A 24,664-nucleotide genomic window follows, 5' to 3' on the forward strand; every position below is an offset into this window, starting at 1 on the left:
AATGATGAATAATATTCTTCTCAAGAAAATATTACTTACGCTCTTAGTGAAATTACATCTAGTATTCATTATTCATGCTCAAGATAAACCTACAAAAGTTAAGTTCGGGAAAATTTCAGATAAAGAATGGAGTATTAACAGTGATGATATAGATGCTGATAAGGTAATACTTCATGACATAGGAGTAGTACAAAAGAAAAAAGTAAAATCATCTACATTCATTTATAGCTTAAAAAGAAACGTTCGGGTTAAATTTTTGAAAGAAAAAAGCTTAAGTGATAACACTTTGTACCTCTACTTATCAAAGTCAAAAAAAGATTCTGAGTTACCTTATAGGGCAAATATCTTCAGAAAAAATAAAGGAAAGGTAAGTGTTGAAAAAGCAGATAGTATAGTCGTTTTTGCTAACCAAAACTATTCAATTGTGAAGGTTACCTTTAAAAATTTAATGGTTGGTGACATTATCGATTATGAATTCATAAATTATTTTGACCTTTATTGTAATGGTATTGATACCTGGTTTTTTCAAAATACAGCTCCAACATTACTTAGTGAAATTTCATTTGTTGGATACGATAATTTCTTCAATGGTGTATATCAAAACCCTACTCTTCCAGAAGTCAAGCCTTTTGATAGTTTTATAGACATGTCTGAATATGGTAGTTATGGATTTGATTTAAAAAATGACTTTAATGGAGGAACGGATTTTATGTCTGCAGTTCCTCAAAGTGTTTATCTAAAAGAAGTGAAAACTTGGAGGAAAGTAAATGTACCTCCATTAGAGGAAAAAGTAGAATTGTTGGCTTTAGGAGATTTAAACTCTTATTTTCTTGTTTTCGATATTAAAGTAAGAAAAAATTATATATACAAATCTCCACAATCAGATATATTAGAAATTGATGATGAATTTTTAGCGAATCTTGCTAAGATGAAAAAAATGGCGCATCAATTACCTTCTAACATAAAAAAATATGTAGATAATTTTGAAGTAAAACATATGTATTACGGTAGAAAGGTGAAAAGATTTACCAAATCTGGATCTTATAAAATGTTTTTTTCATGGGAGGAAGTAACATATCAGTTACAGAAAGATACACTTGTTCTAAGTAAAAACCTTGAAGATATTATTTTAAGTAAAACTTCAAAAAATGTGTCAACATACATAAAAGCTGAGAATATATATTCATTTTTCCAAGACCACTATAAGTGGAATGGAAGTTATTCTAAAGAAACCAATTCTGCTTTGATAGATAAAGGGTTTGAAACTGGTATTTCTAATGTAGCTGGAATTAATATAACGCTTTATCATGCTTTAAAGGTATTGGGGTTAGATGCATATCTTCTATATACTAGTTTTGAACTTCAAGGTCATTTAACATATCCAACTTTCAATTTATTGGATTATGTAATTGTTATGGTGGTTATAGATGATAAACTATATTATTTAGATGCAACACAAAAAGATTATGGATTATCTCAAGTCCCTTTTCATCTATTAGATAAAACATTTATTGTAAGCACAGAAAAAAATAATTTAAACGCTAAGGTTATCAAATTAGATTCTGAGGGTATATTTTATATTAAAAACCTTGTACAGCTAAAGATATCTCCAACATTGAATAATGCTATTGGAGAACAAGGAATAATTTATAAAGGTTATGCAGTAGATAATGTTACATTTAAAAATGATTTTATTCATAAATCATTGAAAGGAAAAAAAATAATTATTGATAGTACTAAGGATAAAGATAATTATCGAATAGAATATGATTCGTTGATTATAAATGAAAATAAAAAATATTTTATCGATTTAAGTCGTTTAATATTTTCGCCGAAACAAATAATCGAACTAGATAATACCGACCAATTAATTGATTTAAAATATAAACGCTATTATAAAGATATAATTCAATTTGAGTTACCCTATGGATATAAAGTGGATAATATTCCCAAAGAAGTGACTAAAGATATATTAGGTAAATGGGAGTTGTCTTTCGTGTTGTATCAAACAAAAAATATTGTAACCATTATGCTTATGTACGATTTGAATAAATCAAAGTATAATAAGTCAGAATTAAAAAATTTAGTGATGATAAATGATAAGATTACTGATTATCAAAATATGAAAATTGAAATACAGAAATTATAATAATTTATTTCTATGCAAAAAAAGCCGGCTCCTTCCAAAAGTAACCGGCTTTTTTGATGTACATCGATGCTTTATTATAATTCGTCTAACAATGTAATGGTTGTTCGACGGTTAATTTGGTGTTCCTCTTCTGTTTCTGCGTTGAACACAACAGGTAGTAACTCTCCATAACCTTTAGCTTCGAGTCTGTCTCTTTCTATTCCTCTACTGATAATATAATTTACAGCAGATTCAGCTCTTTTTTGAGATAGTTTCAAGTTATATTTTTCAGAACCACGATCATCGGTATGGGATCCTAATTCTATACTAATATTCTTATGTTGTTGTAATAGGGTCACCAATTTATCTAACTCTCTTGCAGCGTCTGCACGAATACGATAATCGTCAAAATCGTAAAGGATATTATTTAATGTAATTTCTCCCTCTTCAATTAATTCGTCGTAATAATCTTTGGTTAATTCTACTTCAGATTCAAGAGTGTAATCCACAATTTTTTCTGGACGGTCTTTAAGATCTTCTTGGTCTACTTCTTTGTCAGCAGTAGTATAATAGACCGAATCCATAAAGTATTTATCTTTAGTGGCAATTAGAATATAATCATTACCCATTTTTAATTGGGTCTCGAATGTATATCTACCTACTTGATCAGAAACAACTTCTTCTAAGACTTCTCCCTCAGTATTTTTTAGAGTAACATTTACCTTACCTAAGGCGATTTCAGAAGTGTCTTTAATGACAAATGAGTTACCTGCCAAGAAATAATTTACAGGTTTAAGAATAGGTGTTTTGTCGGAGAAGAAATAAATGTGATCTTTTGATGTTCCTTTTTCTTCGTGTCTATTTGATGTGAAAGCACCAAATCTTTTCTCTAAGAATACTAAACCAAAATCATCCCCAGAAGAGTTAAATGGTCTCCCCATGTTTTTGATATTGATTCGGTTATTTTTACGAGTGGCCTCAAAGATATCTAAACCTCCTAATCCAGGGTGACCATCAGATGCAAAGTACATCTTACCATTGGCAGCAATAAACGGGAACATATCGTTACCTCTTGAGTTAATCTTAGGTCCCATATTTCTTGGTTTTCCCCAAGTTCCGTTTACGTTTCTTTTGGATCTGTAGATGTCAATACCACCATAACCACCTTTTCGGTTTGAGGCAAAATAAAGCGTTTTGCCATTGGCTGATAAGGCAGGGCAAGCATCCCAAGATTGAGGATTTGAAATAGGTAATAGAGTTGGTAAAGACCATTCTCCATTTTCAAATCGACTCTCATATAAATCGACTTCCTTAAAGTTTTCTTTGTGATGCCCTGTGTTACTTCGGGCAAATATCATATAAGTGCCATCACGATTGAAGGTAGCAGAAGCTTCATGAAGGTCAGGGTGATTGATCAAGCTATCGAAATAGGAAACGGTTCCATTACAACTATCGGCTCGATCAAAAGTATATTTATATAAATTGGAATATCCTTCTCCTGTGCCATGATAGACTTTTTTAGTATCTCTTGTGGATGTAAAAACCAATTCGTCTTTGTAGAACATTGGCGAGTAATCATCCTGATCACTGTTTAACTTTTCACACATTGTGATTTCAATAAACGGATCTGGGTTTTTGGCTAAACTATCGACAATATTGATATGCTTAATTTCATCTTTTGCCCTTCTCAATAACTGACGGTTGGTTCCCTCTTTGGCATATCTTTCAAAAAGTGCTTTTGACTTTTTGTAATTTCCTTGAAGTTCCAATCCATAAGCATAGTAGAAATACATATCCATATTTTCGTAACCAGCATCTTTTGCCAATTTGTAATATGGGAGCGCATCAGTTAGTCTGTTGGATAAACGATACGATTCTGCTACTCTATAATAATATTCTGCTTGTGTTTTTTTATCACTAGTAGATTTGGCTAATGATTCATACTTGTGAATGGCTAATTCATACTCCCCTTGGTCAAAATGGGTTTCTGCCACTTTCTTAGGAGAAGAACAACTATAAATCAAAAAGATAATAGGTATTATGTTGAGGAGACGCTTCATGTTATTGCGTTTCTTGGTTTGCAGGGTTAGTACTATTTTACTACGGAATGAAGATTTCAATCCATAGTATAGAAGTTAAAAGAATGTTGTGTGATCTGCAAATATTGATGGAATAAATATTAAAACTAAGCCAAAGTTTTAGATTTAGTAAAATTAAATTGAATAACCATTTTCCTAGTATCTATAAAAATTACTTTTTTAATACTTAATTGTGTTATTTAAGTAAATCTTAAATAACTGTTAAATTAAGGTAGGGAGATAATCATTTTATTTGTAACATTTACATAATAAAATAATAAATTAATTTGTTATGAAAAAAATGAAGTTGCTACCTTTTTTTATGAGTATTCTTGTCTTTACCTTTTCAAATTTATTTGCTAAGCAAGTAATACATCATTCAGGAGGAAGATATAATCGTGTAGTGGTTCATGATTATGATACTCTACAGATAGATGGTAATTTAATTATTGATGCAAACTCAAATTTGCCTTCTTTATATTCAACATATGATCACACTTCTCCTTCTGTAAGATATCATGAAGGAAGACATGGTTATATTCGAGTAAAACATGGAGGTGTTTTATTTGTAACAGGAAATATAATTATTGTATCCGTTGACGAAGATGATGAAACAAAGGTAGAAGGAGATTTAGTTGTAGGTGGAGATTTAACAATTAATTACCGAATACATGGTGATGATGATGAACCAATGAATTTTAAAAATTATGGAACAACTGTCGTTGCTGGTAATCTTAATCTTAATGGACCAACAAAACTTGATGAAGATGAAACTTTAAGGTTTTATAATTATGGAGAAATGTTAGTAATGAAAAATTTTACTACTCATAATCATGTTCAAATTAGAACAGGTACTGATCACCATCACCATCCTAAATTATTTGTAACAGGGAATACAAGGTTTGAAGGGTATACTCGTCATCATGGCGATGACGATGAGTGGTCTGTCATAGCTCCTGATCACAATCATTATAAAACTCCCTTTACTCATGTGGGTACAATGGATCAAAGATCACAACAGTTTATGACATATACTCATAATCATCATTCAAATGTACAACAAGTTGATAATTTGAAACCACTTATAGACCCTCACACTCAGTTTTTGATAGATCGATTTTTAGGACAAAACCACATAGACATAAGTTTACCTATTGAAATGGAAACTTTTACTTCTAAAGTGAAAGACGATTATGTGATTTTACATTGGGCAACAGCATCTGAATCTAATTCTGATCATTTTGAGTTGGAAAGATCATATGATGGTCAGCATTATGAAAAAGTAAGAAAAGATATTAGTGCAGCTGGAAATTCATCAGTAGAATTGAAATATAATGTAATTGATAATGAGGTTCATAATGGACATATTTATTATAGATTGAGTGAGGTTGATTTTGATGGAGCAGTACAGTCTTGGAGTACTGAAATCATAATGAGACATTTAACTGAAACAGAAAGTCCAATAGTTATTTACCCAAACCCTTCAGATCGTGAAATTAATATTGATTTTTCCTCAAATGAAACGAATACATTAGAAATTGATTTAGTTGCGGCTAGCACTGGTCAAAAAATCAATTTATTTCAGGTAAATGATGGCATGGGAAATCACCATATCATCAATGTTGAAAATATCAATAATGGTCAATATGTACTTTTAATATTTGATCATGGACGATTAATAAAAAGACAACATATGATTATACAACATCAATAAGAATTCAAATTTCAAAATAACACAAAAGGCTTAATCACAAAGTGATTAAGCCTTATTCATATGTTTATTTTTATTGTATTAAATTTCAATTTCTGCTTTAAATACTGGAGTGGCAGGGCCTGTAAGAATAATATCAGTATATTTTTTCTCAGCGACTTTTTTAAAGCCAACAGCTAAGTCTCCACCCAGCACTTTAATCTGAATAGGACTTTCCATACCATGTTCAATATTAGCAGCAATAGCACAAGCTGTAACGCCAGTACCACAAGCATATGTTTCGTCTTCGACCCCTCTTTCGTAGGTTCTAACGCTCAATGATTGTGATCCAGTGACCTGTGCAAAGTTTACATTCGTTCCCTCTTCTGCAAAGCGTTCGTTATAGCGAATAGCTTTTCCTTCAGTAACGCAATCAAAGTTATCTAAATCCTTTTCAAAACGTACATAGTGAGGAGAACCCGTATCCATAAAATAATGATCTGCATTAACCTCAATTTCACCCGGAGGATTCATTTTAAGATGAACCAATTGTTGTTCATCCAAAGTAGCCTCGTGAGCACCATCAGCAGCCCAGAAAGAAGTGGTAGTGTCGAATAGACCTAATGTATGTGCAAATCGAACAGCACAGCGACCGCCGTTACCACACATCGTACCTACATGCCCATCTGCATTAAAGTACACCATTTCAAAATCGTATCCTTCTTTCAAGCGGATAAGAATAAGTCCATCTCCACCTACACCAAAACGTCTGTGACAAAGAAATGCCACCTTTTCATGATCGTTAATATCAAAAGTAGCATCACGATCGTCGATCATGATAAAATCGTTTCCTGCACCCTGATATTTCCAAAAATGTATCATTATTTCTTTCCTTCTTTAAAATTTAGGTCACAAAAGTATTCTATTTCTGATTATTCCAAAAAATAACTTAGAAAGTAAACAAAAATAACACTGCTTGTTATAAATCCATATAAATTAAAAAAGAGATCTTTAGTTTTTCCCATTTTGTATCAAATTTTCATCAGATCTGTGTATTTTCGCCAAATAACAAACAGAAAAAGAGATGCATAGAATAGATGAACTATTCCAACGTAAAAAGGAAGATGTGTTAAACATTTACTTTACGGCTGGATATCCTAAATTAGATGATACAAGAACTGTTTTAAAAGCATTGCAAGATGGTGGAGTAGATTTGATCGAAATCGGTATTCCATTTTCAGATCCTGTTGCCGATGGCCCTACGATCCAAGAAAGTAATATGCAAGCTTTAGATAATGGGATGACTATGCAAAAGCTATTCGCCCAATTAGAAGGATTTAGAGAGGAAGTTGATGTACCAGTTGTAGTAATGGGTTATTTCAATCCGATTATGCAATATGGTTTAGAAAAGTTCTGTAAAGATGCTCAAAGAGTAGGTATTGATGGAATTATTGTTCCTGATTTACCAATGATCGAGTATTTAAGCAACCTAAAAGAAATGTTTGATGCTCACGGTATCAGAAATACTTTCTTGATCTCACCACAAACAACTGAAGATAGAATTGTAGAAATAGACCAAAATACAGAAGGTTTTATTTATATGGTGTCTTCTGCAAGTGTTACAGGTGCAAAAACAGGTATTTCAGAAGAGCAAATCGATTATTTCAAGCGTATTGAAGGTATGAACCTGAAAAACCCAAGATTAATTGGTTTTGGTATTTCAGATCATGCTTCATTTAAGCAGGCTTCATCTTATGCTAACGGAGCAATTATTGGTTCTGCATTTGTGAAGTTAATTGGTCAGTCAAAAGATTTAAATAAAGATATTCAAGGTTTTGTGAAGTCCATCAAAGGAGAATAACCAAAGAATAGAATATAAAAATAAAGCCCATCAAATTTGATGGGCACAAAAAAAACTAGTTCAATGAAGAACTAGTTTTTTTATTTATAGATGTTCCAATTTTTGATATCTAATTATCTTAATCTCAAAACTTTCTTTTGAAGTTTTGTGATGTCACGGCCTTCGTTTACACCTGCTAAGATAGCTTGGTTGTAAGTAGCGATAGCCATTTCTTTAGCTCCGTTTAACTTAAGGTAATCACCTTTTACTTCTAAGTTCTCTGAGTTAGAGTTGATCTCGATTGATTTCTCGATCCAGATATAAGCTTCGCTTAAGTTGGCTTTTAATTCGATGCATCTTTCTGCAGCGTCAGCGTATACTTTCCAATCCGTAGCAGAAGCATTTTCTACTGAAGCACGAAGTTGGTTAATTTCATTGTCATCATTTTCATTTCCTTTTGCGAAAGAAGTGTTTACTGCAATGAATGTTACTAAAGCGAATACTAGAAGTTGTTTTAAAGCTTTCATGATTGATATATGTTTTTTGTTATCTTAATTCTTTTGATTGATTACATAAACAGTATTGCTATAAACTTGCCAAAAACATATAAGTGTCTAATAATTAATTGTTTGTGTGGGTAATTTTGCTGTTTTATTGATTTTAAGTGTAAAAATGACCTAATTTTTTTAGCATTTTTGGACACATTGTTCAAAAACGATCACTTTTTGATGCTAATTCAGAATAATATTTTGTTTTTGAGTTTTGATTAACTTGATTTTAAAATAAATTAGATGTTTATTAACTTTTATTTAAAATTATATTCTGTGATTTAAATTTATTGAAGTTGTGTTTTTTGTACGTTTAATATTTATCACAATCATCTATTGTTATATTTTCAATAACCCACATTGTTATTTGATAAATTTCGAAAAATAAGGAAAATAAAAAATATTTTTTGAGGATGTCTTAAAAATAGATGCTGTTAAGCTATTCTGTGTTCAGAAGTGTTCGTTTTTGAAAAAAGGTAAAATAATAGGGTGTACGGTTGTACGAAATGATGCAGGAGGAGTAGTTCTTAAATAGGAATGGTGATCAAACCAGAAGTAAGAACATCTATATATATTATAAAAGAAGAGTATTAAATATAAACCTAATTAATGCTACTACAAGATGGCATAAAATAACACTCAATTAAAAGTTATACATATATATAAAGTATAGACATAAAAAAACAGGTTCATTACTGAACCTGTTCTTCATAGGAGTTACTATATATATATCGATTATCTCAATCTTAATACTTTCTTTTGAAGCTTAGTGATATCACGACCTTCATTCATACCAGCTAAGATAGCTTGGTTGTAAGTAGCGATAGCCATTTTCTTAGCTCCATTTAGTTTAAGGTAGTCGCCCTTAACTTCTAAGTTCTCAGAGTTAGAGTTGATCTCGATAGATTTCTCAATCCAGATATAGGCTTCACTTAAATTAGCTTTCAATTCGATGCATCTTTCAGCAGCCTCAGCATACACTTTCCAATCTGTAGCAGAAGCATTTTCTACTGATGCACGAAGTTGATTAATTTCGTTGTCATCTCTTTCATTTCCTTTTGCAAAAGAAGTGTTTACTGCAAGGAATGTTACTAAAGCAAATACTAGAAGTTGTTTTAAAGCTTTCATGATTGATATATGTTTTTTGTTGTCTTAATTCTTTTGATTGAATACATGAACAGTATTGCTATAAACTTGCCAAAAATAAATAAAATACTGATAATCAGATATTTGTGTTGTGTTTTTGGGAGTTTTGTCGATTTTAAGTGTAAAAATGACCTACTTTTTTTAGCATTTTTGGACACATTGTTCAAAAGCGATCACATTTCAATGTGAAATCAGAATATTATTCTGTTTTTATTGATTTGTTGATCTTCATTTAAAATAAAATACATGTTTATTAACTTCTGTTAGTATATTTATTCTGTGTTGTATTGTAGGTAGAGTCGTGTTTATTGTACGTTTATTATTGATTGATATATAGTTTTGTGAAAATCGTAAAAATTAAGGCAATAAATTATTGATATTGTAAAAATGAATAAAATAAAAAATAATTTATTGATGATGTCTTAATTAATATAGGTGTAATAGTTTTTGTGTGCGTTTGTGTTCGGTTTTGAAAAACGTCTAAAAATTGAATCAAATTATCCTTGTTACTCTAATATAGAATTTTGAAATTGTTGTTTAAAAGTGAATAGTTCTTCTCTTAATCAGTAGTATCATTTCATTTTCTCTGAAGAGCTTATAATGCCTAAGTAAGAAAGTAAATGCTTAGTGATCACAATTCCTCTTTTGGGATTAGATAATAGAAATACTGATTAAGAAACTCTCATCCACTTTTCTTTTGTGATATTCCAGGTAATACTCCTTATTTATATTATTAATGATATAAAGAATGGTTATGTAAAAAGACCAGAAATAAAAAAAGCTACCCCAAATGGAGTAGCTTTAAAATAGATAATGGATTATTGTATATCTTTTAAGTTATCTCATTACAGACAACATTTTTTTCTGTGCTTTTTCTACATCATAACCTTTTTCAGATAGACCTTTTAAGATAGCAGTTCTGTAAGCTTCTACTGCCATTTCGTTTGCACCATTGGCAACAAGGTAATCAGCTTTTAATTCTAGGTTTGATGCGTTTGGCTCAATTTCGATTGCTCTTTCAATCCAAATGTAGGCCTCACTTAAATTCGAACGTAATTCAATACATCTTTCAGCTGCATTTGCATATAGCTGCCAGTCGTTTGCTGACGCATTTTCAACTGACTCACGTAGTTTTGTTATTTCATTATCAACATTATCAGCGAATGATGTTCCGAAAGTAAATAATGATATAATTAAAAGGGCAATGATATTTTTTAAGCTTTTCATGATGGTATATGTTTTTGTAGTTCGATTTTAATTCCAATACACTGTAGGAAATACTAATCTGATGCCATAGTTAGTTAACTGTTTGTAAATCAGTTTTTAGTGATGATTTTGTGGTAGGAATACATCATTTAAACATCAAATAATTGATCGAATAATACACACAATGTTCATATCCGTACAAAAAAACACAGAAGCCAAAGAAAATTTCATATAAATGTGAATAAACGAAACATCAATTTGATAAAATGGTGATATGAGCTTTAATTGAAATAATATTTTGCATTGTTATTAATAAAAAAGTTCAATAATTAACATTTGTTCGTGTATTCTGATTTTTTCCTCTATAAAAAAAGGTGTCCTAAAAAGAACACCTTCTCAATTTTATCATTTACTATTCGATAATACGAAATCGAATAGTGATTAATCTAATTATACTGTTAGGTTGACATCCCAATTTTCAAGAATATCAGCTACTTTTCTAACAAACATACCACCAAGGGCTCCGTCTACCACTCTGTGATCATAAGAATGAGAGAAGTATGCAAATTGTCTAATACCAATTAAATCGCCTTGAGGAGTCTCGATAACTGCTGGTTTTTTTCGAATAGTACCTACAGCCATAATTGCCACTTGAGGTTGCATTATAATAGGAGTACCAATTGTATTTCCGAAAGAACCAATGTTAGATACAGTGTATGTACCTCCAGATAATTCCTCTGGCTTTAATTTATTTTCTCTAGCACGTACAGATAAATCCTGAATAGCAATGGCTAAACCTGATAAACTTAATCTATCTGCATTTCTAATTACAGGTACAATTAAGTTTCCATTAGGTAAAGCTACAGCCATACCTATATTAATATCTTTCTTCACTACGATTTTAGAACCATCTACCTGAACGTTAATCTTAGGGAATTCTTTAATTGCTTTTGCAATTGCAGAGATAATAATCGGCATGAAAGTTAAGTTTGCACCTTCTTTCTTTTTAAACGCTGCTTTTTGCTGATTCCTCCATACCACAACATTTGTAAGATCTGCTTCCACACAAGAAGTAACGTGTGGTGCAATTTGCTTAGATGCAACCATACGGTCAGCAATCATTTTTCTTACTCGGTCCATTTCAATCACTTCGTCGCCGTTATCCATAGAAACGGCAGGAGCAACTGCTTTAGCTACTGGAGCAGGTGTTGGTGTAGCAGGTCTTGTTGGTGCAACTGCAGCCGATAAAGTATTTCCATTTTTAAGGAAATTCATCATATCGTCTTTTGTAACTCTTCCATCTTTTCCCGTACCAGGAATAGAGTCTAAAACGTCTTGAGAGATGCCTTCAGTTTTAGCAATGTTTCTTACTAAAGGAGAATAGAAACGATTTCCGCTTTTGGCAACAATTTCTTGTGATGTGTTTTCTGATACTGCTTCATTAGTTGCAGTAGTGTTGTTAGTTGGTTGTGTTTCTACTTTAGGTGCTTCTTCTGCATCTGCATCATCTGCTCCTTCTGTTTCAACAATAGCAATTGGAGCACCGATTTGTACCACATCATCTTTCTGAACAAGAATCTTTTTGATTACTCCTTCAATAGTTGCAGGTACTTCTGTGTCCACTTTGTCTGTGGCTACTTCTACTACAGACTCGTCAAGAGTAACGCTATCGCCTTCCTCTTTAAGCCATTCCAAAACGGTAGCTTCCATAACCCCTTCTCCCATTGCTGGAAGAATCATTTCAACTTGTGCCATATATATAATTTATTATGTCTTTTCTAGTTTAGTACATGTAGTTCATAAAGAGGTTTATCAAAAAATAAAAATCACACTAACATGTATTCTGCTAAATTTTGTGCAAAGGTAATAAAACTGTTAGAGAAAAATTCGTGTATTTTTTACATTTATGATGATAAATGACATATTTCACTGTTTTGTTTTGTTAATAATTCCAAGATCCCTGTTTTTGAAGACCGATTATTTAATTTCGTATGGTGATTACAAAACTTACACTCATTTAAGACTTTTGTATCCTTTATATAAAAATATCCTTGATAAGAATGCAAAACATACAACATCTATTTTTTGATCTTGACCATACTTTATGGGATTTTGAAAAAAATTCTGAAGAGACACTGAGACAATTATTTATCAAATATAATATTGGCAATGGTAGAGTGCTTGTAGAAGATTTTCTATTGGCTTATAAAAAGGTCAATAATGAATTATGGCATCTCTATAATGTCAATAAAGTAACAAAAGAAGACATTCGGTTAAAGAGATTTCCCTCAGCCTATACAATTGTAGGTTTATCTCCTTCAGATTGTCCAGAAGGAATAGGAGATGAGTACCTAGAAATATGTCCACATAAACCACATTTAATCGAAGGATCATTAGAACTGCTTGAATATCTAAAAGGTAAATATCGAATGCATATCTTATCCAACGGATTTGATAAAACCCAAGCTATTAAACTACAAACAACTGGTTTAGATAAATATTTTGATGTGATAGTAACATCAGAGTCATGTGGTTATAAAAAACCATCCAAGGAAATATTCGAGTTTGCTTTAAAACAAGCTGAGGCTAGTATCGAGAATTCTATAATGATAGGTGATAATCCTTTAACAGATATACAAGGAGCAAAAGACTATGGGTTGAAGACTATCTATTATGGTAAGGATGAATCTATTGGAGATTATAATGTTCAAAATCTTCTTGATATAAAACAAATACTCTAAAGTAGTTTGTAGTTAAACATTTTAAGTGTGTAGTGTTGGTAAGGTAACTTGTTGATTAGGTGTTGTTTTCTTTGTTACATTAAATTGTTCAAAATTTAATTTTAAAAAGTTGTTTTAAGTGTTATAAGTACTATATTTGTGTTTGTAAATATTATCAAATACCCATACTTAATCAACACAATGACAGCAAATTTAAAAGCAAACGTAGATAGAGAACTTGCATTCAAGAGAATCAGTCAAAACGATCAGAAACGTAGAAAATGGAAAAAAGCTTCTGATTGGCTAAGAGAACAAATGATTGATTGGGAAATTAAACATGGTGAAACTGTTTAAGACTCCATTCTCTTCTTACGATTAACAACACAAGTATCTATAGCATTTAGGATCACTTTACAAGCTTCTCTAATTTCATCATCAGATATAATTAAAGGTGGAGCGATTCTAAATGCATATGGAGTCGAAAGGAACCAATAGGTAATCACACCGTTCTCAATACAGGTAGTCACAACATCGTTTACGAGTTCGAAACTTTCCATATCGATAGCGAACATCAATCCTTTCCTTCTTATTTCTTTAATTTCTGGATGTCCGGATAAAAGGTCTTCAAAAAGTTGACCCTTTCTTTCTACGTCTTCGATTATTTTATCTTCTTTGAGTGTGTTGATCACTGCATTTGATGCAGCACAACAAACAGGGTGTCCACCAAAAGTAGTGATATGTCCTAAAATAGGATCATGAGAAAGGACTTTCATTTTTTCCTGAGAAGAAACAAAACATCCCATAGCCATGCCTCCTGCCATACCTTTGGCAATAGTTAAAATATCGGGGACAACATCAAAATGTTCGAAGGCAAAGAATTTACCTGTTCTACCAAAACCTGTCTGTATTTCATCAAAAATAAGTTGAGCACCAACTTCTGTACATCGTGCTCTAAGGGCTTTCATGTAATCAATAGAAGGTATTCTAACTCCTGCATCACCTTGAATAGGTTCAACAATTACTCCTGCTGTTTTTTCGGTAATGTACTGAAGGTCTTCGATTTTATTGAAATCAATAAAACGAACATCAGGAAGTAGGGGACGGAAAGCATTCTTTTTCACTTCGTTGCCAGACACACTTAAAGAACCGTGCGTATTACCATGGTAGGAACGGTTGAAACTCACCAATTCAGTTCTTCCTGTATATCTTTTAGCCAACTTTAAGGCTGCTTCGTTAGCTTCCGTTCCTGAATTAACAAAGTAAGTAGCATTTAAAGTATCCGGTAAAACCGATAATAAACTTTTGGTTAAATCGATTTGCGGTTTTTGGACCATTTCTCCATAGACCATCACAAATAAATATTTGTCCACTTGATCTTTAATGGCTTTTGTAATTTTTGGATGCCCGTGTCCTAAGTTATTCACAGCAATTCCAGAAATTAAGTCCATATACGACTTGCCATTTACATCATACATGTATACACCTTTAGCATGATCAATCTCTATTCCCAATGGATATGGAGACGTCTGTGCTTGATGTTGATAAAAAATATCTTTATTTGATTTATTCGAGATATCCATGTTGATAAGTTTTAATACAAGTGTAAAACCGGACAAATTATTCACAAATTTAATCAACTATCAACATATAAATAGCTATTTGATGTTAGTAAGTATAAATAACTAGGTATAATAGTTTTTAGGAAATGAAGAATAAATAAAAAAGTCTGTATCCATCATTAATAATTGTACATGATGTGGATACAGACTTTATTAGAATAAGTTTAAAATGAAATTATTTCTTTTTCATTTCATCTTTCACTTTTTTATTAAAAGCTCCATACTCTTTTTTCGATACTCCCATTGCTTCTGCAAATTTTGGAGCATACGATTTGTTAAGTGCTTTCTGCTTTTCTTTAAAATCTTCTACTGCTAATTCTCCAGATTTTTTTTGTTTAGCCAATTTAGAAGCTTCTTTTTGATGAGCTAGTTTCAATTCGAAAACTTTATTTTTTGCCTCATCGCTTAGGTTGAATTCAGTTTGAGCTAGTTCAGCATATTTAGTGGCTTTTGCTGCTTGCTTTCCACCTTTTTTTTCTTGAGCAAATGCTGTCAAAGAAAACATTACAGCAAATAATACTACTAAGTACTTTTTCATTTCAATTTCAAATTTAAGTGTCACAAATATATTATATGGTAAAATTATACCGAAAGATATTGATTTAAGTTAGATTTTCGTTCGTCTTGTGCGTAAAATCGTTCTAAAATGGAATAACATAGTCATTATTAAACTGTTAGATAGCTGATTGGTCTTTTTTAGGAACAACTCGATCCTTTTTGGGAAATCGAAGGGGAAAATAACAGCGTTTATGTAGTTGTAGATTCAATTAAACAAAACAATTTTAATTCTAATATTATGAAAAAGTTATTATTCTCAGCTATATTCGGTATGATGTTTTTTGCTTCATGTTCTTCATCAGAGGAGCCACAGCCAGAGGCAGGAATTCCTTCGAATCCTATTGAAGTAGAGCCTTCAAATCCAATTGAAATTACGCCTGATCCGCATAATAATTAATCAAGATTTGAAGATAAAAATATTGAAAGGTAACCTTTAGGAGGGTTACCTTTTTTTGTCCATTGTGTATTATGTTACTAATTAATGGTATTAATCAAATAAATTAATTCACTTTAATGTTATTAAGTAAATTATTTGTAAATAAGTAAAAACTTTTAACCAAATTTGTATTAGAAAAAATCATAAAGGGCTTTTATCATATTAAAATGATTAAAGTAACCTTCGTCTATCGAAAGATGGACACCAATTAAAAATGAGACTAAAGAGCTTGGATAATTCCAAGCTTTTTTTGTTTAAAAAATATCAGGTTATCTGATATAGAAAAAGGGTATCCATTTTACAGGATACCCTTTTTGTTTAGAACAATATAGGTTTAATAATCTACGACCATTCTTTTTGATATAGATTTTCCATTGGCATTGGTAAACACCAGAATGTAAATACCTGTTGGTAAATTCATTTCTTTACCATATTGGAGTTTATTGACTTCTTGAATATCAAATTGACTTATCAAAGACCCAAGTGGATTGAATACTTTAATTTGACCAATTAATTTTTGATCAGAAGTGATTGTAAATACGCCATTTGCACTTGGATTTGGATAAATATTCAGATTCAAATCCTTTATCTCATTTTCTAAATCTATAAATCTAGCCGATGATGAATTACAAGCTTCGTTGGCCGCTGTTTGATTTTCAAAACATTGATCGCAGCCCATTACAGGTCGACATGGAGGACATTTTACCTCTATGGAAGCCACACTTTGAGCATACATGAAGTTGATACTCAGAAGAGTGAAGCAAATACTTATATAAATTATTTTTTTCATTTGATTCTTGATTAAAGTGATTTAATAAATTTGATCACATTGGCTCTATCAGCATCTGATAAATTATTGTAGGCAGCTCTAACATCTGAGGCTTCTCCTCCATGCAATTGTATTGCTTCTTCTAAAGAAGTTGCAGTACCATCGTGCATAAATAAGTTAGCTTTTCCATTACGTTCTAGCAAATCGATGTTTCTACCCATTCCCCAAAGAGCAGGTGTTCTAAAATTGCCATTATACACATTGTGTATTTTCATATCTGTATAAGGTCGGATCACTAAATCACGGAATTCTTTTGGAGCATCGGTTCTAGTAGTTTGAGTGACTTGATGACAAGAAGCACAACCCACAGTATTGAAAGCAATTTCCCCTTCTTCAACTCCAGGAATGTTGTAAGAATTCGCTGAACGTGTTGGTACCGTTAAGAATTTGGTGTAAGCTACAATCTGATCGAAATCTTCTTTAGAAATATCTGTATCAGGGTTAATACCATGGTCCTCTATTAAAGCATTTCTTGCTTGATCTTCGACGGTTGCCACTCCACCATCCCAGCGTAAACCTGCTTCAGCTCCAGCAACCCATTGTAATAAACCAATACCAAATACTGGTGGCGCCACTCTTGGACCTCGAGGTGTGTTGGTAATTTCAGCTCCTCTACCATCTCTAAAGTGACAACTACCACAAGAAGTAGATCCGATTTTCGCCTCATCTAAATCCACTTGGAACTGATTGTAACCACTTGCTTCACTTCTGTGAATTACCCCATGGAATAAATGATGCCCTTCTAAGAAATCGTCTACATCATCTTCGCTCTCTAAAGTGATGAGATGTTGAGTGAATACAGCATCACGCTCTAAATTATAATTCCTCTCATTATAGCCGGCAGTAGCTAAACTTGGAAGAATCATTAAAGTAGATGCTTTACCGGCTGAAGCTAATCTTGGGTCGCCTAAAGTATTGAAACCATCTCCTATAAAGTAATTTTGAAGGGTATTATAGGTTTGTGCACCAGATCCACCAGCCACAGCAGTAATTTCATAGTTCACCATATTACCATAATTATATCCAGGACCTAAGTCAGCATAAGTAGTACCTGATACTCCCCCCACAGTAGTGGCATATCTTGGAGCTGGAGAATCTCCAATATCTAAAATATCAATTCTAACAGGGGTAACAGGAGCACCTGTATGCGGATGGAATGTTCCATTCGCAGAAGTCAGTTGAGGATCGATTCTCAGATTACCTGGACCATCTGTGATGATCGTTTCATAACGGTCTAAATATCTTAATTGATCAGCATTATGTACAGCATCAAAAATGGCTTCAGTGATGCCATCATAAGCATGTGGGTGACGGAATCTCATCCAATTGGCTCCCACAGATGCAATGGTTGGTCGTGTATTCGGATCGATTCTAGGACCTGCTGTTGTAAACAAAGAAGAATACATGTATTGATCACCTGGATCGTCTGTCATATACCCTTTTTTCTTATATCTGAAGAAGTAATAGAAGGTACCTGCAGATTGACATTTAGTTGGTACCTGATTAGTCTCATTCAATTTGATACCTTCAAATTCTACTTGGTTACAAGAACAGAAAAATTCAAAATCTGGGTTACCATCTGATTGTATACCGATAGTTTGTCCATATTCCACAGATATTGTTGATAAGTCTGTGGATAAATCAAATGTATAGCCATGAGTTCCAGGTGCTATCCCTTCGATTGGAGTAGGTAATGCAGGAGTAGGGTACAATACCAAAGGAATTTCACCACAAGCATCCACTTCACATGGAGCACAAGGCCCGCCACAATCTACTCTTTCTTCTCCTTGGTTTAGAATCCCATCGCTACATGTAGGAATAGGACCTCCTTCTAAAATAGATACATATCCCAAATCAATTGGACATTCTCCGCCATTTCCCCAACGGACAAATATATGATAACTACCAGCGGCCAGGTCTGTAATGGTAATCCATTTTAAGGCATCACTTTCACTGTAAGGATAAGAAAGGCCACCATCAATAGAGAATTCTAAAATATCTCTACCCTGTACATCATCGAATGATAAAGTCAGAATACCATCATTTTCACCTTCAAAACTTTCGTCTTGTTTAGCTACAGTAGTATTAGGGTTAGGTGTTCCATTACAAACAACATCACAAGAAACACAATCGGGACCACCGCAATCCACACCTGTTTCTTCACCATTCTGAATACCGTCTTCGCAAGTGGGACAGTCATTACAACTACTACCACCACAATCAACCCCAGTTTCATCACCATTTTGTATGCCATCATTACAAGTAGGCACAAAATAACACTGTGAAACCTGTGCAACTTTTTCTTGTTCGTTACTTCCTTGAACTTTGATTGTATAATCTGTATTAGCAGAAATCTGAACAAATCGTTTATAATATCCGTCTTCTTGAACATCAGGAGGGTAACAACCGCCATTTACGCATAGATAAATAGCCGTACCAGCTTCTTCGCTGAAATAAAGAACACCTTGTCCATCAATTATCGTTAAACCAAATTCGCTACAAGATCCGCCACCACTAACTGGCGGTTGCTGACAAGGAGTACAAGAACCACCACAATCAATTCCAGATTCATCACCATTTTGAATACCGTCTGAACAAGTATCTGTGGTTATTTCTTTGACTAACCACCAAACATTACCCGCTGCTTCTCCATTCGTGTCATTTTCATTGTTATCTCCAGCATAATAATAAAGGGGTTGACCATCAAAAGTAAGTTGAAGTTGACCGTCACATGTTCCACTAAGACCAAATTCACCAGTTACTCCAGATGGAAGTGAAGATGGTAAAATTAGATGTGATTTGGCGTCAGTCATTACAGGAGGCCAATTGTCTGCACAACCTCCTGAGCAGCTGCCAAATTCATTGGTATCATTATCCCAAGTGTAAAGTGCCAAAGCAGGTTGATTTCCATATTTTGCTATCAAATATTCTCCATGAGTAGGAGAGTTGGCAACAGAAACAACCAAATCTTCAAATGTAGGTACAGGAGGTGTTTCACATTCAAGGCAAACTCCTCCACAATCAATTCCTACCTCATTTCCATCTTGAATTCCATTAGTACAAGACCCTATGGTTACAGTTCCTAAATAAGTAGAACAATCTCCATTATTCCATTTCACGCCAGCAGTATAGCTTCCTGCCATTTTATTATTGAAAGTAACAGCCCCTTCATTTATACCGGCAACTATTGAATCTCCATCAAAGAAAAATAGAATAGAATCGTAGTCGTTATTTACATTATTAAAATTAAACGTGACCGATCCGTCTAATGCACCATCTGATGTTTCATTTACTGTGGTGACATTTGTAAATACATTTTGAGGGTTATTTAATCCTGTACAAGGTTCAGGAGGTGTGGCTTGACCAATAAAATTGATATAATCGATGTTTAAAGCGGCATCACCTGTCTGAAAGATCACAGAGAAAGTATCTCCTTCTTCAATATTGATATTTGCACTTGCACTTTGATAAGTACCTACCCAAGATCCAGTAGAACTAAAAGTGACATTACCTGCATCAACCCCATTTCGGAAAATAGAAATTTCTCCACTCAATTCAGATGCATAAATAATTTCTATTGATGAAGATGATGGAGCATTTTGAATAGTAAAACCAGCACCTTGAGCAGAAATGTAAGCAATTCCTTTTCCATTTGATGCTGAGGGATCATCATAGATAGAAGCACTACCAAGAATAGAAGCGAGTTCAGATTCTACTTTACGTTCTGCTACAGGTGGAGGTGTGACTGCACACGGAGTACAAGACCCACCGCAATCGACACCTGTTTCATCACCATTTTGAATGCCATCATCGCATGTAGGTGTTGGAGGAGGAGTACTTCCTTTTTCTACAGCAGTAACACTATAAATATCAGAAATGTACTGTCCTGATGCATTGTCTTGGATTTTCAATTGAATATCATAAACATTGCCTACTTGAATTCCTGAGGTATTTCTTTCCCAACGATTACCGACTTTTGTACCAGATTGACAATTGCTGCCAAGGCAGATATAATTCCATTCACCTGACCAATTCTGATCATTAAAATAAATTGTAGCAGATCCATTGTCTACTTCAATACCATAATCCTGTGCTTGAGTTAGGCCACTTGATATGAATATAAATAAAGCAGCCAGAAAGAAAGGTCGTTTAAATTGACCTGAACGATTCCGTTTTCTGAAACCATTCTTTGCAGTTGGACTAGTCCTGCAAAACTTGGTAATTAATTCCTTCATTTTAGTTGTAGTTAAAAGTAACAATTCATTTAAGTCCAAAATTTATTTTTTGAGGAAGTCGGATACTAATTATGATGTACTACAAATATTCAGTTAACCGATACGTTTTTTCTACTTTAAACCTTTTTAATCAGTGATTTATAACGTCAGTGATAAGTGTAATGATGAATGAAACGTAATTTTAAATTGATGTAGTAGTTGATAGCTTATTTATGGATAAAAAGACTACAATAAGAGAGATAAGGGTGGTTGACGATCATAATAGAAGTAGTTTTTTAATGATATGGCGCCTTAGATTTTTGATCTATTTGATTGTATAAGCCATTTAAACCGGTTGTTTGATTACGTTTTATATTTAATACTATTGACAATTTTTATGATTAAAAATGTTTACTAATTCTATTCTTTTCAAGTTCTTTGATGCGACTATTATCAATTAAATGAAAAGTATAAATGAAAAAATTACTGCTAACACTAATTGTATCAACTATTACTGCATTCACTGTTTTTGGACAACAATCTTACGATGAAAGAATGCAATGGTTTAAAGACGCTAAATTGGGTGTGTTTATCCATTGGGGGTACTATGGTGTAAATGGAATTAGTGAGTCTTGGTCGATGTATCATCAAAAGATCACATGGGAAGACTACATGAAACAAGGGGAAAAATTTACTGCTGAAAACTACGATCCAGAAGCTTGGGCTCAGCTTTTTAAGAGCATTGGAGCTGATTATGTCGTAATGACTTCCAAACATCATGATGGTTTAGCACTTTGGGATTCCAAGTATTCTAAATTGGATGCTAAGGATCATGCTGCTGCTGGTAGAGATTTATATACACCTTTTGTAAACGCTGTTAGAAATAACGGAATGAAAGTCGGTGTATATTACTCGTTATGCGATTGGTCACATCCAGATTATTCTCCAATTACTTTCCCAAGAAATGAGAAAACTTTGAGAAAGTTATACCCTCAAGGAAAAACAGAGAAGTATTGGACCGCTTGGCAACGTTTCCAACATTTTAATATGAATCAAATGCAAGAGTTGTTTGATAATTACACTCCAGATTTAGTTTGGTTTGATGGTGATTGGGAACACAAAGCAGATGAATGGCCATCGAGAGTAGTGAAAGACTCTTTATTATCTTGGAATCCAAACGTTATTGTCAACTCTCGCCTAAATCATTATGGTGATTATAACACTCCAGAACAAGATCCTCCAATTATGGCTCCGGACCGTCCTTGGGAGTTGTGTATGACAATGAATACAAGCTGGGGATATTTCCCAACTGACACGGATTACAAATCGTCTAAATATATTGTGGAGACATTTGTAGAAAGTATCTCAAAAGGAGGTAACTTATTATTAAACATTGGACCAAAACCTGACGGTACAATTGCCGATGAGCAAAAGGAACGTTTGGAAGACATTGGTCGATGGATTAAAAAACATGATGAAGCAGTACATGGAACCATCGCAGGCTTGCCTTACGGTCACTTCTTTGGTCCAACCACTTTATCTGAGAATAAAAACATCATATACTTGTACAATTTCCAAAAGCCTAGTGAGTTCATGACATTGAAAGGTGTGAAGAACAAAATCAAAAACATTAGAGTAGTAGGAAGCAACCAAGAGTTAAAATATAATGTGATTGACTCAGCTCCTTGGAATGAAATTCCTGGTATTGTACAGATTTTTACTCCAGAAGATATTGCAGACGAATATGTTACTGTAATTGCTGTGGAGATAGAAGGTGAAGTAGAATTATACAGAGGAATTGGTCATGCTGTTGAGATGAATGACTAAAGTAAATTGATACAGATGAAAGAAAGAGTGGGGGAAACTTCACTCTTTTTTTATTTTCTCATTTTTTTCGGTGACATTTTAAATGCACAGATATAAGAGGTTGAATCAAAAAAATCATCTCTTATGAAAAAGTTTCATTTACTATTCTCCGGTCTATTTGTATTTTTCTCATTGGTATTTTCTTTAATGGTAAAAGCAGACAACACAATACCTGCCGATGATAAAAAAGAAATTATTCAAGAATTTAATGCTCAGTTTGAAATGGGGAGAGCAACCTACCAAGGTGATTTAATATTTGTTGAAATGGATATTAAAGCTTTATCTGAAATGTTGGGTTGGGCTCCAGATATGTTTGAGGAATATTGTGATACAGCTAATGGTCAGGAGACCTTTAAATTGTTTTGCGATTATGTAAAAGAATCCCATGGTTTTGAATTTGAAAAATCAGGTTTTAAGGAGATTCAAATCTCTTTAATGAAAAATGATGAGGTAGTTCAAACCTATCAAGATAAGATATAACCTAGGGAGAATCAGACATCATCAATGAATGAACGAAAATAAGTTTTAGATGATGATTGACACTGATTCTTACCCGTTTAATTACTCTGAACCTGGCAGCTTCCATTTATTTGGGAGCTGCTTTTTTATATCCATATTCACATTTTTTGGAAATAAGGAAATATCTCATCTCTCCATATTTCCAAAACTTGGAAATATGGCCTGAAGAAAATTTTTTAAAAAGTTTTAGGGGTTTTGAATTAGATCCCGCCTATGTAGGTGAAAGACAATTAAAAATTAAAATTTCTTCAATTATGTGTAATCAAACAGAAAACAAAGCCAATTATCAAGCAGATGTAGATCCAGTAAAATCTTACCAAGAAAAGTGTAAGGTGAATTACGATTTTTATAACCGAGTGATCGATACAAAAGGAAATCGTAAAGAAATATATTCGGACATGATCTTGCCTCATACAGGAAATGCTTTTCCACTTAAGAAAGGTCAGGTGATTCGTTTCGAACAACGTCCAAGTCTTCATAATGGAAGAACACAGATCTTAGATGTTCAGTTTGTGACTCCCGATTTATCGCAATGGAGTGATCATTTAAATAATGGTCCCATTGAAGGATTAAACTTGAAACTATTCTCTGGTGTTTGGACACAAAGTAAATTCATGGAGAAAATTGCTACTGTGGTGGCTGATGAGTTCCCCTATGAATTACTTGATAATAAAGATACAGCACATATGTTTTTTGCGGCCCACTGTTGCCCAGAGTGGATTGAGATGACCCACGGCGCCGAAGCCAACGTAAATAGCTGTCATGAAAACTTTATTCATGGATTTAGTAGAATTCCAGCCATTCAGGCGATTGAAGATCCTGAGGAAAGAAAGAGAATTGTACAGTTTTTTGCTGATAAAAACGACATCAATATTTTTCAAGGGAATCGATTTGGTCAGGATGAAAATGGTATGACAAGATGTTTCCTTTCACCATCTCCTGCTGTTCCTGATGGCACAGGAGTAGAGTTTTATGCCGAAAAAGATTGTTATGTGGTGGTAAGTAATTGCCCATATGCAGATCAGGCATTGCCATTTCCTGAAGCAGATCCTAATCCGGTTTACATTACAGTAGAAGACACAGGCATTGCACCTTATTCTAACAATCATTTAAATATCAACCATGGTTGGGAAAATAAAATTTATGATCGAATCTTCTCAAAAGATGTATCGGCTAAACCGATGATCTAATAATTAGATTTAGAAAAAGTATGGGCGTTGCATTGCAACGTCCACTTCGTTATCATCATTGCATTTATTTCATCGTT

At 33.2% G+C, this 24,664-nt stretch carries 19 protein-coding genes; 9 read left to right on the forward strand and 10 right to left on the reverse strand.

Going from position 1 to position 24,664, the window contains the following annotated elements:
• Window position 1 precedes the first annotated feature (1 nt).
• Entirely contained in the window at window positions 2-2,149 is a 2,148-nt protein-coding gene (locus tag KMW28_RS03145; RefSeq protein ID WP_169664934.1) for a hypothetical protein, read from the forward strand.
• 74 nt (window positions 2,150-2,223) lie between these two features.
• On the opposite strand, the gene KMW28_RS03150 is transcribed toward KMW28_RS03145, so the two are convergent.
• Window positions 2,224-4,188: an OmpA family protein gene (locus KMW28_RS03150; protein ID WP_169664933.1), complete on the reverse strand. Its 1,965-nt coding sequence runs from the start codon at window positions 4,186-4,188 to the stop codon at window positions 2,224-2,226.
• A 310-nt stretch (window positions 4,189-4,498) separates the two neighbouring features.
• On the opposite strand from KMW28_RS03150, the gene KMW28_RS03155 reads away from it, so the two are divergent.
• The gene (locus KMW28_RS03155) at window positions 4,499-5,920 is read left to right on the forward strand and encodes a T9SS type A sorting domain-containing protein (protein ID WP_169664932.1); all 1,422 of its coding nucleotides are present in this window, start codon (window positions 4,499-4,501) and stop codon (window positions 5,918-5,920) included.
• 78 nt (window positions 5,921-5,998) lie between these two features.
• On the opposite strand, the gene dapF is transcribed toward KMW28_RS03155, so the two are convergent.
• A complete protein-coding gene (gene dapF / locus KMW28_RS03160) occupies window positions 5,999-6,778 on the reverse strand; it encodes a diaminopimelate epimerase (protein WP_169664931.1) in 780 nt (259 codons plus the stop codon).
• Window positions 6,779-6,980: 202 nt separating this feature from the next.
• Between dapF and trpA the strand changes: the two genes are divergently transcribed.
• Complete coding sequence (gene trpA, locus KMW28_RS03165) at window positions 6,981-7,757, forward strand: tryptophan synthase subunit alpha (protein ID WP_169664930.1); 777 nt, start codon at window positions 6,981-6,983, stop codon at window positions 7,755-7,757.
• Between the two features lie 113 nt (window positions 7,758-7,870).
• Here the strand turns inward: trpA and KMW28_RS03170 are convergent, their stop codons facing one another.
• From KMW28_RS03170 to KMW28_RS03185, 4 genes are all read right to left on the reverse strand, one after another.
• Window positions 7,871-8,263: a hypothetical protein gene (locus tag KMW28_RS03170; protein WP_066210189.1), complete on the reverse strand. Its 393-nt coding sequence runs from the start codon at window positions 8,261-8,263 to the stop codon at window positions 7,871-7,873.
• A gap of 756 nt (window positions 8,264-9,019) precedes the next feature.
• Window positions 9,020-9,412 carry a hypothetical protein gene (locus tag KMW28_RS03175; protein ID WP_169664929.1) on the reverse strand — a complete coding sequence of 131 codons (393 nt, stop codon included), beginning with the start codon at window positions 9,410-9,412 and terminating at the stop codon, window positions 9,020-9,022.
• Between the two features lie 855 nt (window positions 9,413-10,267).
• A complete protein-coding gene (locus KMW28_RS03180) occupies window positions 10,268-10,657 on the reverse strand; it encodes a hypothetical protein (protein ID WP_169664928.1) in 390 nt (129 codons plus the stop codon).
• A gap of 429 nt (window positions 10,658-11,086) precedes the next feature.
• On the reverse strand, window positions 11,087-12,391 hold the full coding sequence (locus KMW28_RS03185) for a dihydrolipoamide acetyltransferase family protein (protein ID WP_169664927.1): 1,305 nt from the start codon (window positions 12,389-12,391) through the stop codon (window positions 11,087-11,089).
• A 305-nt stretch (window positions 12,392-12,696) separates the two neighbouring features.
• Here KMW28_RS03185 and KMW28_RS03190 point away from each other — a divergent pair, with 305 nt between their 5' ends.
• Together KMW28_RS03190 and KMW28_RS03195 are read left to right on the forward strand one after the other, a co-directional pair.
• A complete protein-coding gene (locus tag KMW28_RS03190; protein WP_169664926.1) occupies window positions 12,697-13,377 on the forward strand; it encodes a YjjG family noncanonical pyrimidine nucleotidase in 681 nt (226 codons plus the stop codon).
• A gap of 180 nt (window positions 13,378-13,557) precedes the next feature.
• The gene (locus KMW28_RS03195) at window positions 13,558-13,710 is read left to right on the forward strand and encodes a hypothetical protein (protein ID WP_169664925.1); all 153 of its coding nucleotides are present in this window, start codon (window positions 13,558-13,560) and stop codon (window positions 13,708-13,710) included.
• Here the strand turns inward: KMW28_RS03195 and KMW28_RS03200 are convergent.
• Together KMW28_RS03200 and KMW28_RS03205 are read right to left on the reverse strand one after the other, a co-directional pair.
• A complete protein-coding gene (locus KMW28_RS03200; protein WP_169664924.1) occupies window positions 13,707-14,936 on the reverse strand; it encodes an aspartate aminotransferase family protein in 1,230 nt (409 codons plus the stop codon). The genes KMW28_RS03195 and KMW28_RS03200 overlap by 4 nt on opposite strands.
• A 214-nt stretch (window positions 14,937-15,150) precedes the next feature.
• Window positions 15,151-15,513, reverse strand: a complete 363-nt coding sequence (locus tag KMW28_RS03205; RefSeq protein WP_169664923.1) for a hypothetical protein — start codon at window positions 15,511-15,513, stop codon at window positions 15,151-15,153.
• 258 nt (window positions 15,514-15,771) lie between these two features.
• Between KMW28_RS03205 and KMW28_RS03210 the strand changes: the two genes are divergently transcribed.
• The gene (locus KMW28_RS03210; protein WP_169664922.1) at window positions 15,772-15,930 is read left to right on the forward strand and encodes a hypothetical protein; all 159 of its coding nucleotides are present in this window, start codon (window positions 15,772-15,774) and stop codon (window positions 15,928-15,930) included.
• Between the two features lie 373 nt (window positions 15,931-16,303).
• Here KMW28_RS03210 and KMW28_RS03215 read toward each other — a convergent pair whose 3' ends face one another.
• Together KMW28_RS03215 and KMW28_RS03220 are read right to left on the reverse strand one after the other, a co-directional pair.
• Window positions 16,304-16,759: a T9SS type A sorting domain-containing protein gene (locus KMW28_RS03215; protein ID WP_169664921.1), complete on the reverse strand. Its 456-nt coding sequence runs from the start codon at window positions 16,757-16,759 to the stop codon at window positions 16,304-16,306.
• An 11-nt stretch (window positions 16,760-16,770) separates the two neighbouring features.
• Complete coding sequence (locus KMW28_RS03220; protein WP_169664920.1) at window positions 16,771-21,033, reverse strand: di-heme oxidoredictase family protein; 4,263 nt, start codon at window positions 21,031-21,033, stop codon at window positions 16,771-16,773.
• A gap of 453 nt (window positions 21,034-21,486) precedes the next feature.
• Between KMW28_RS03220 and KMW28_RS03225 the strand changes: the two genes are divergently transcribed.
• From KMW28_RS03225 to KMW28_RS03235, 3 genes are all read left to right on the forward strand, one after another.
• The gene (locus KMW28_RS03225; protein WP_169664919.1) at window positions 21,487-22,839 is read left to right on the forward strand and encodes an alpha-L-fucosidase; all 1,353 of its coding nucleotides are present in this window, start codon (window positions 21,487-21,489) and stop codon (window positions 22,837-22,839) included.
• Between the two features lie 123 nt (window positions 22,840-22,962).
• Window positions 22,963-23,358: a hypothetical protein gene (locus KMW28_RS03230; protein WP_066210179.1), complete on the forward strand. Its 396-nt coding sequence runs from the start codon at window positions 22,963-22,965 to the stop codon at window positions 23,356-23,358.
• 293 nt (window positions 23,359-23,651) lie between these two features.
• Entirely contained in the window at window positions 23,652-24,587 is a 936-nt protein-coding gene (locus KMW28_RS03235; protein ID WP_169664918.1) for a DUF1989 domain-containing protein, read from the forward strand.
• Window positions 24,588-24,664: the final 77 nt, after the last annotated feature.

The sequence above is a fragment of the Flammeovirga yaeyamensis genome, from assembly GCF_018736045.1.
In the GTDB taxonomy this organism is placed as follows: Bacteria; Bacteroidota; Bacteroidia; order Cytophagales; family Flammeovirgaceae; genus Flammeovirga; species Flammeovirga yaeyamensis.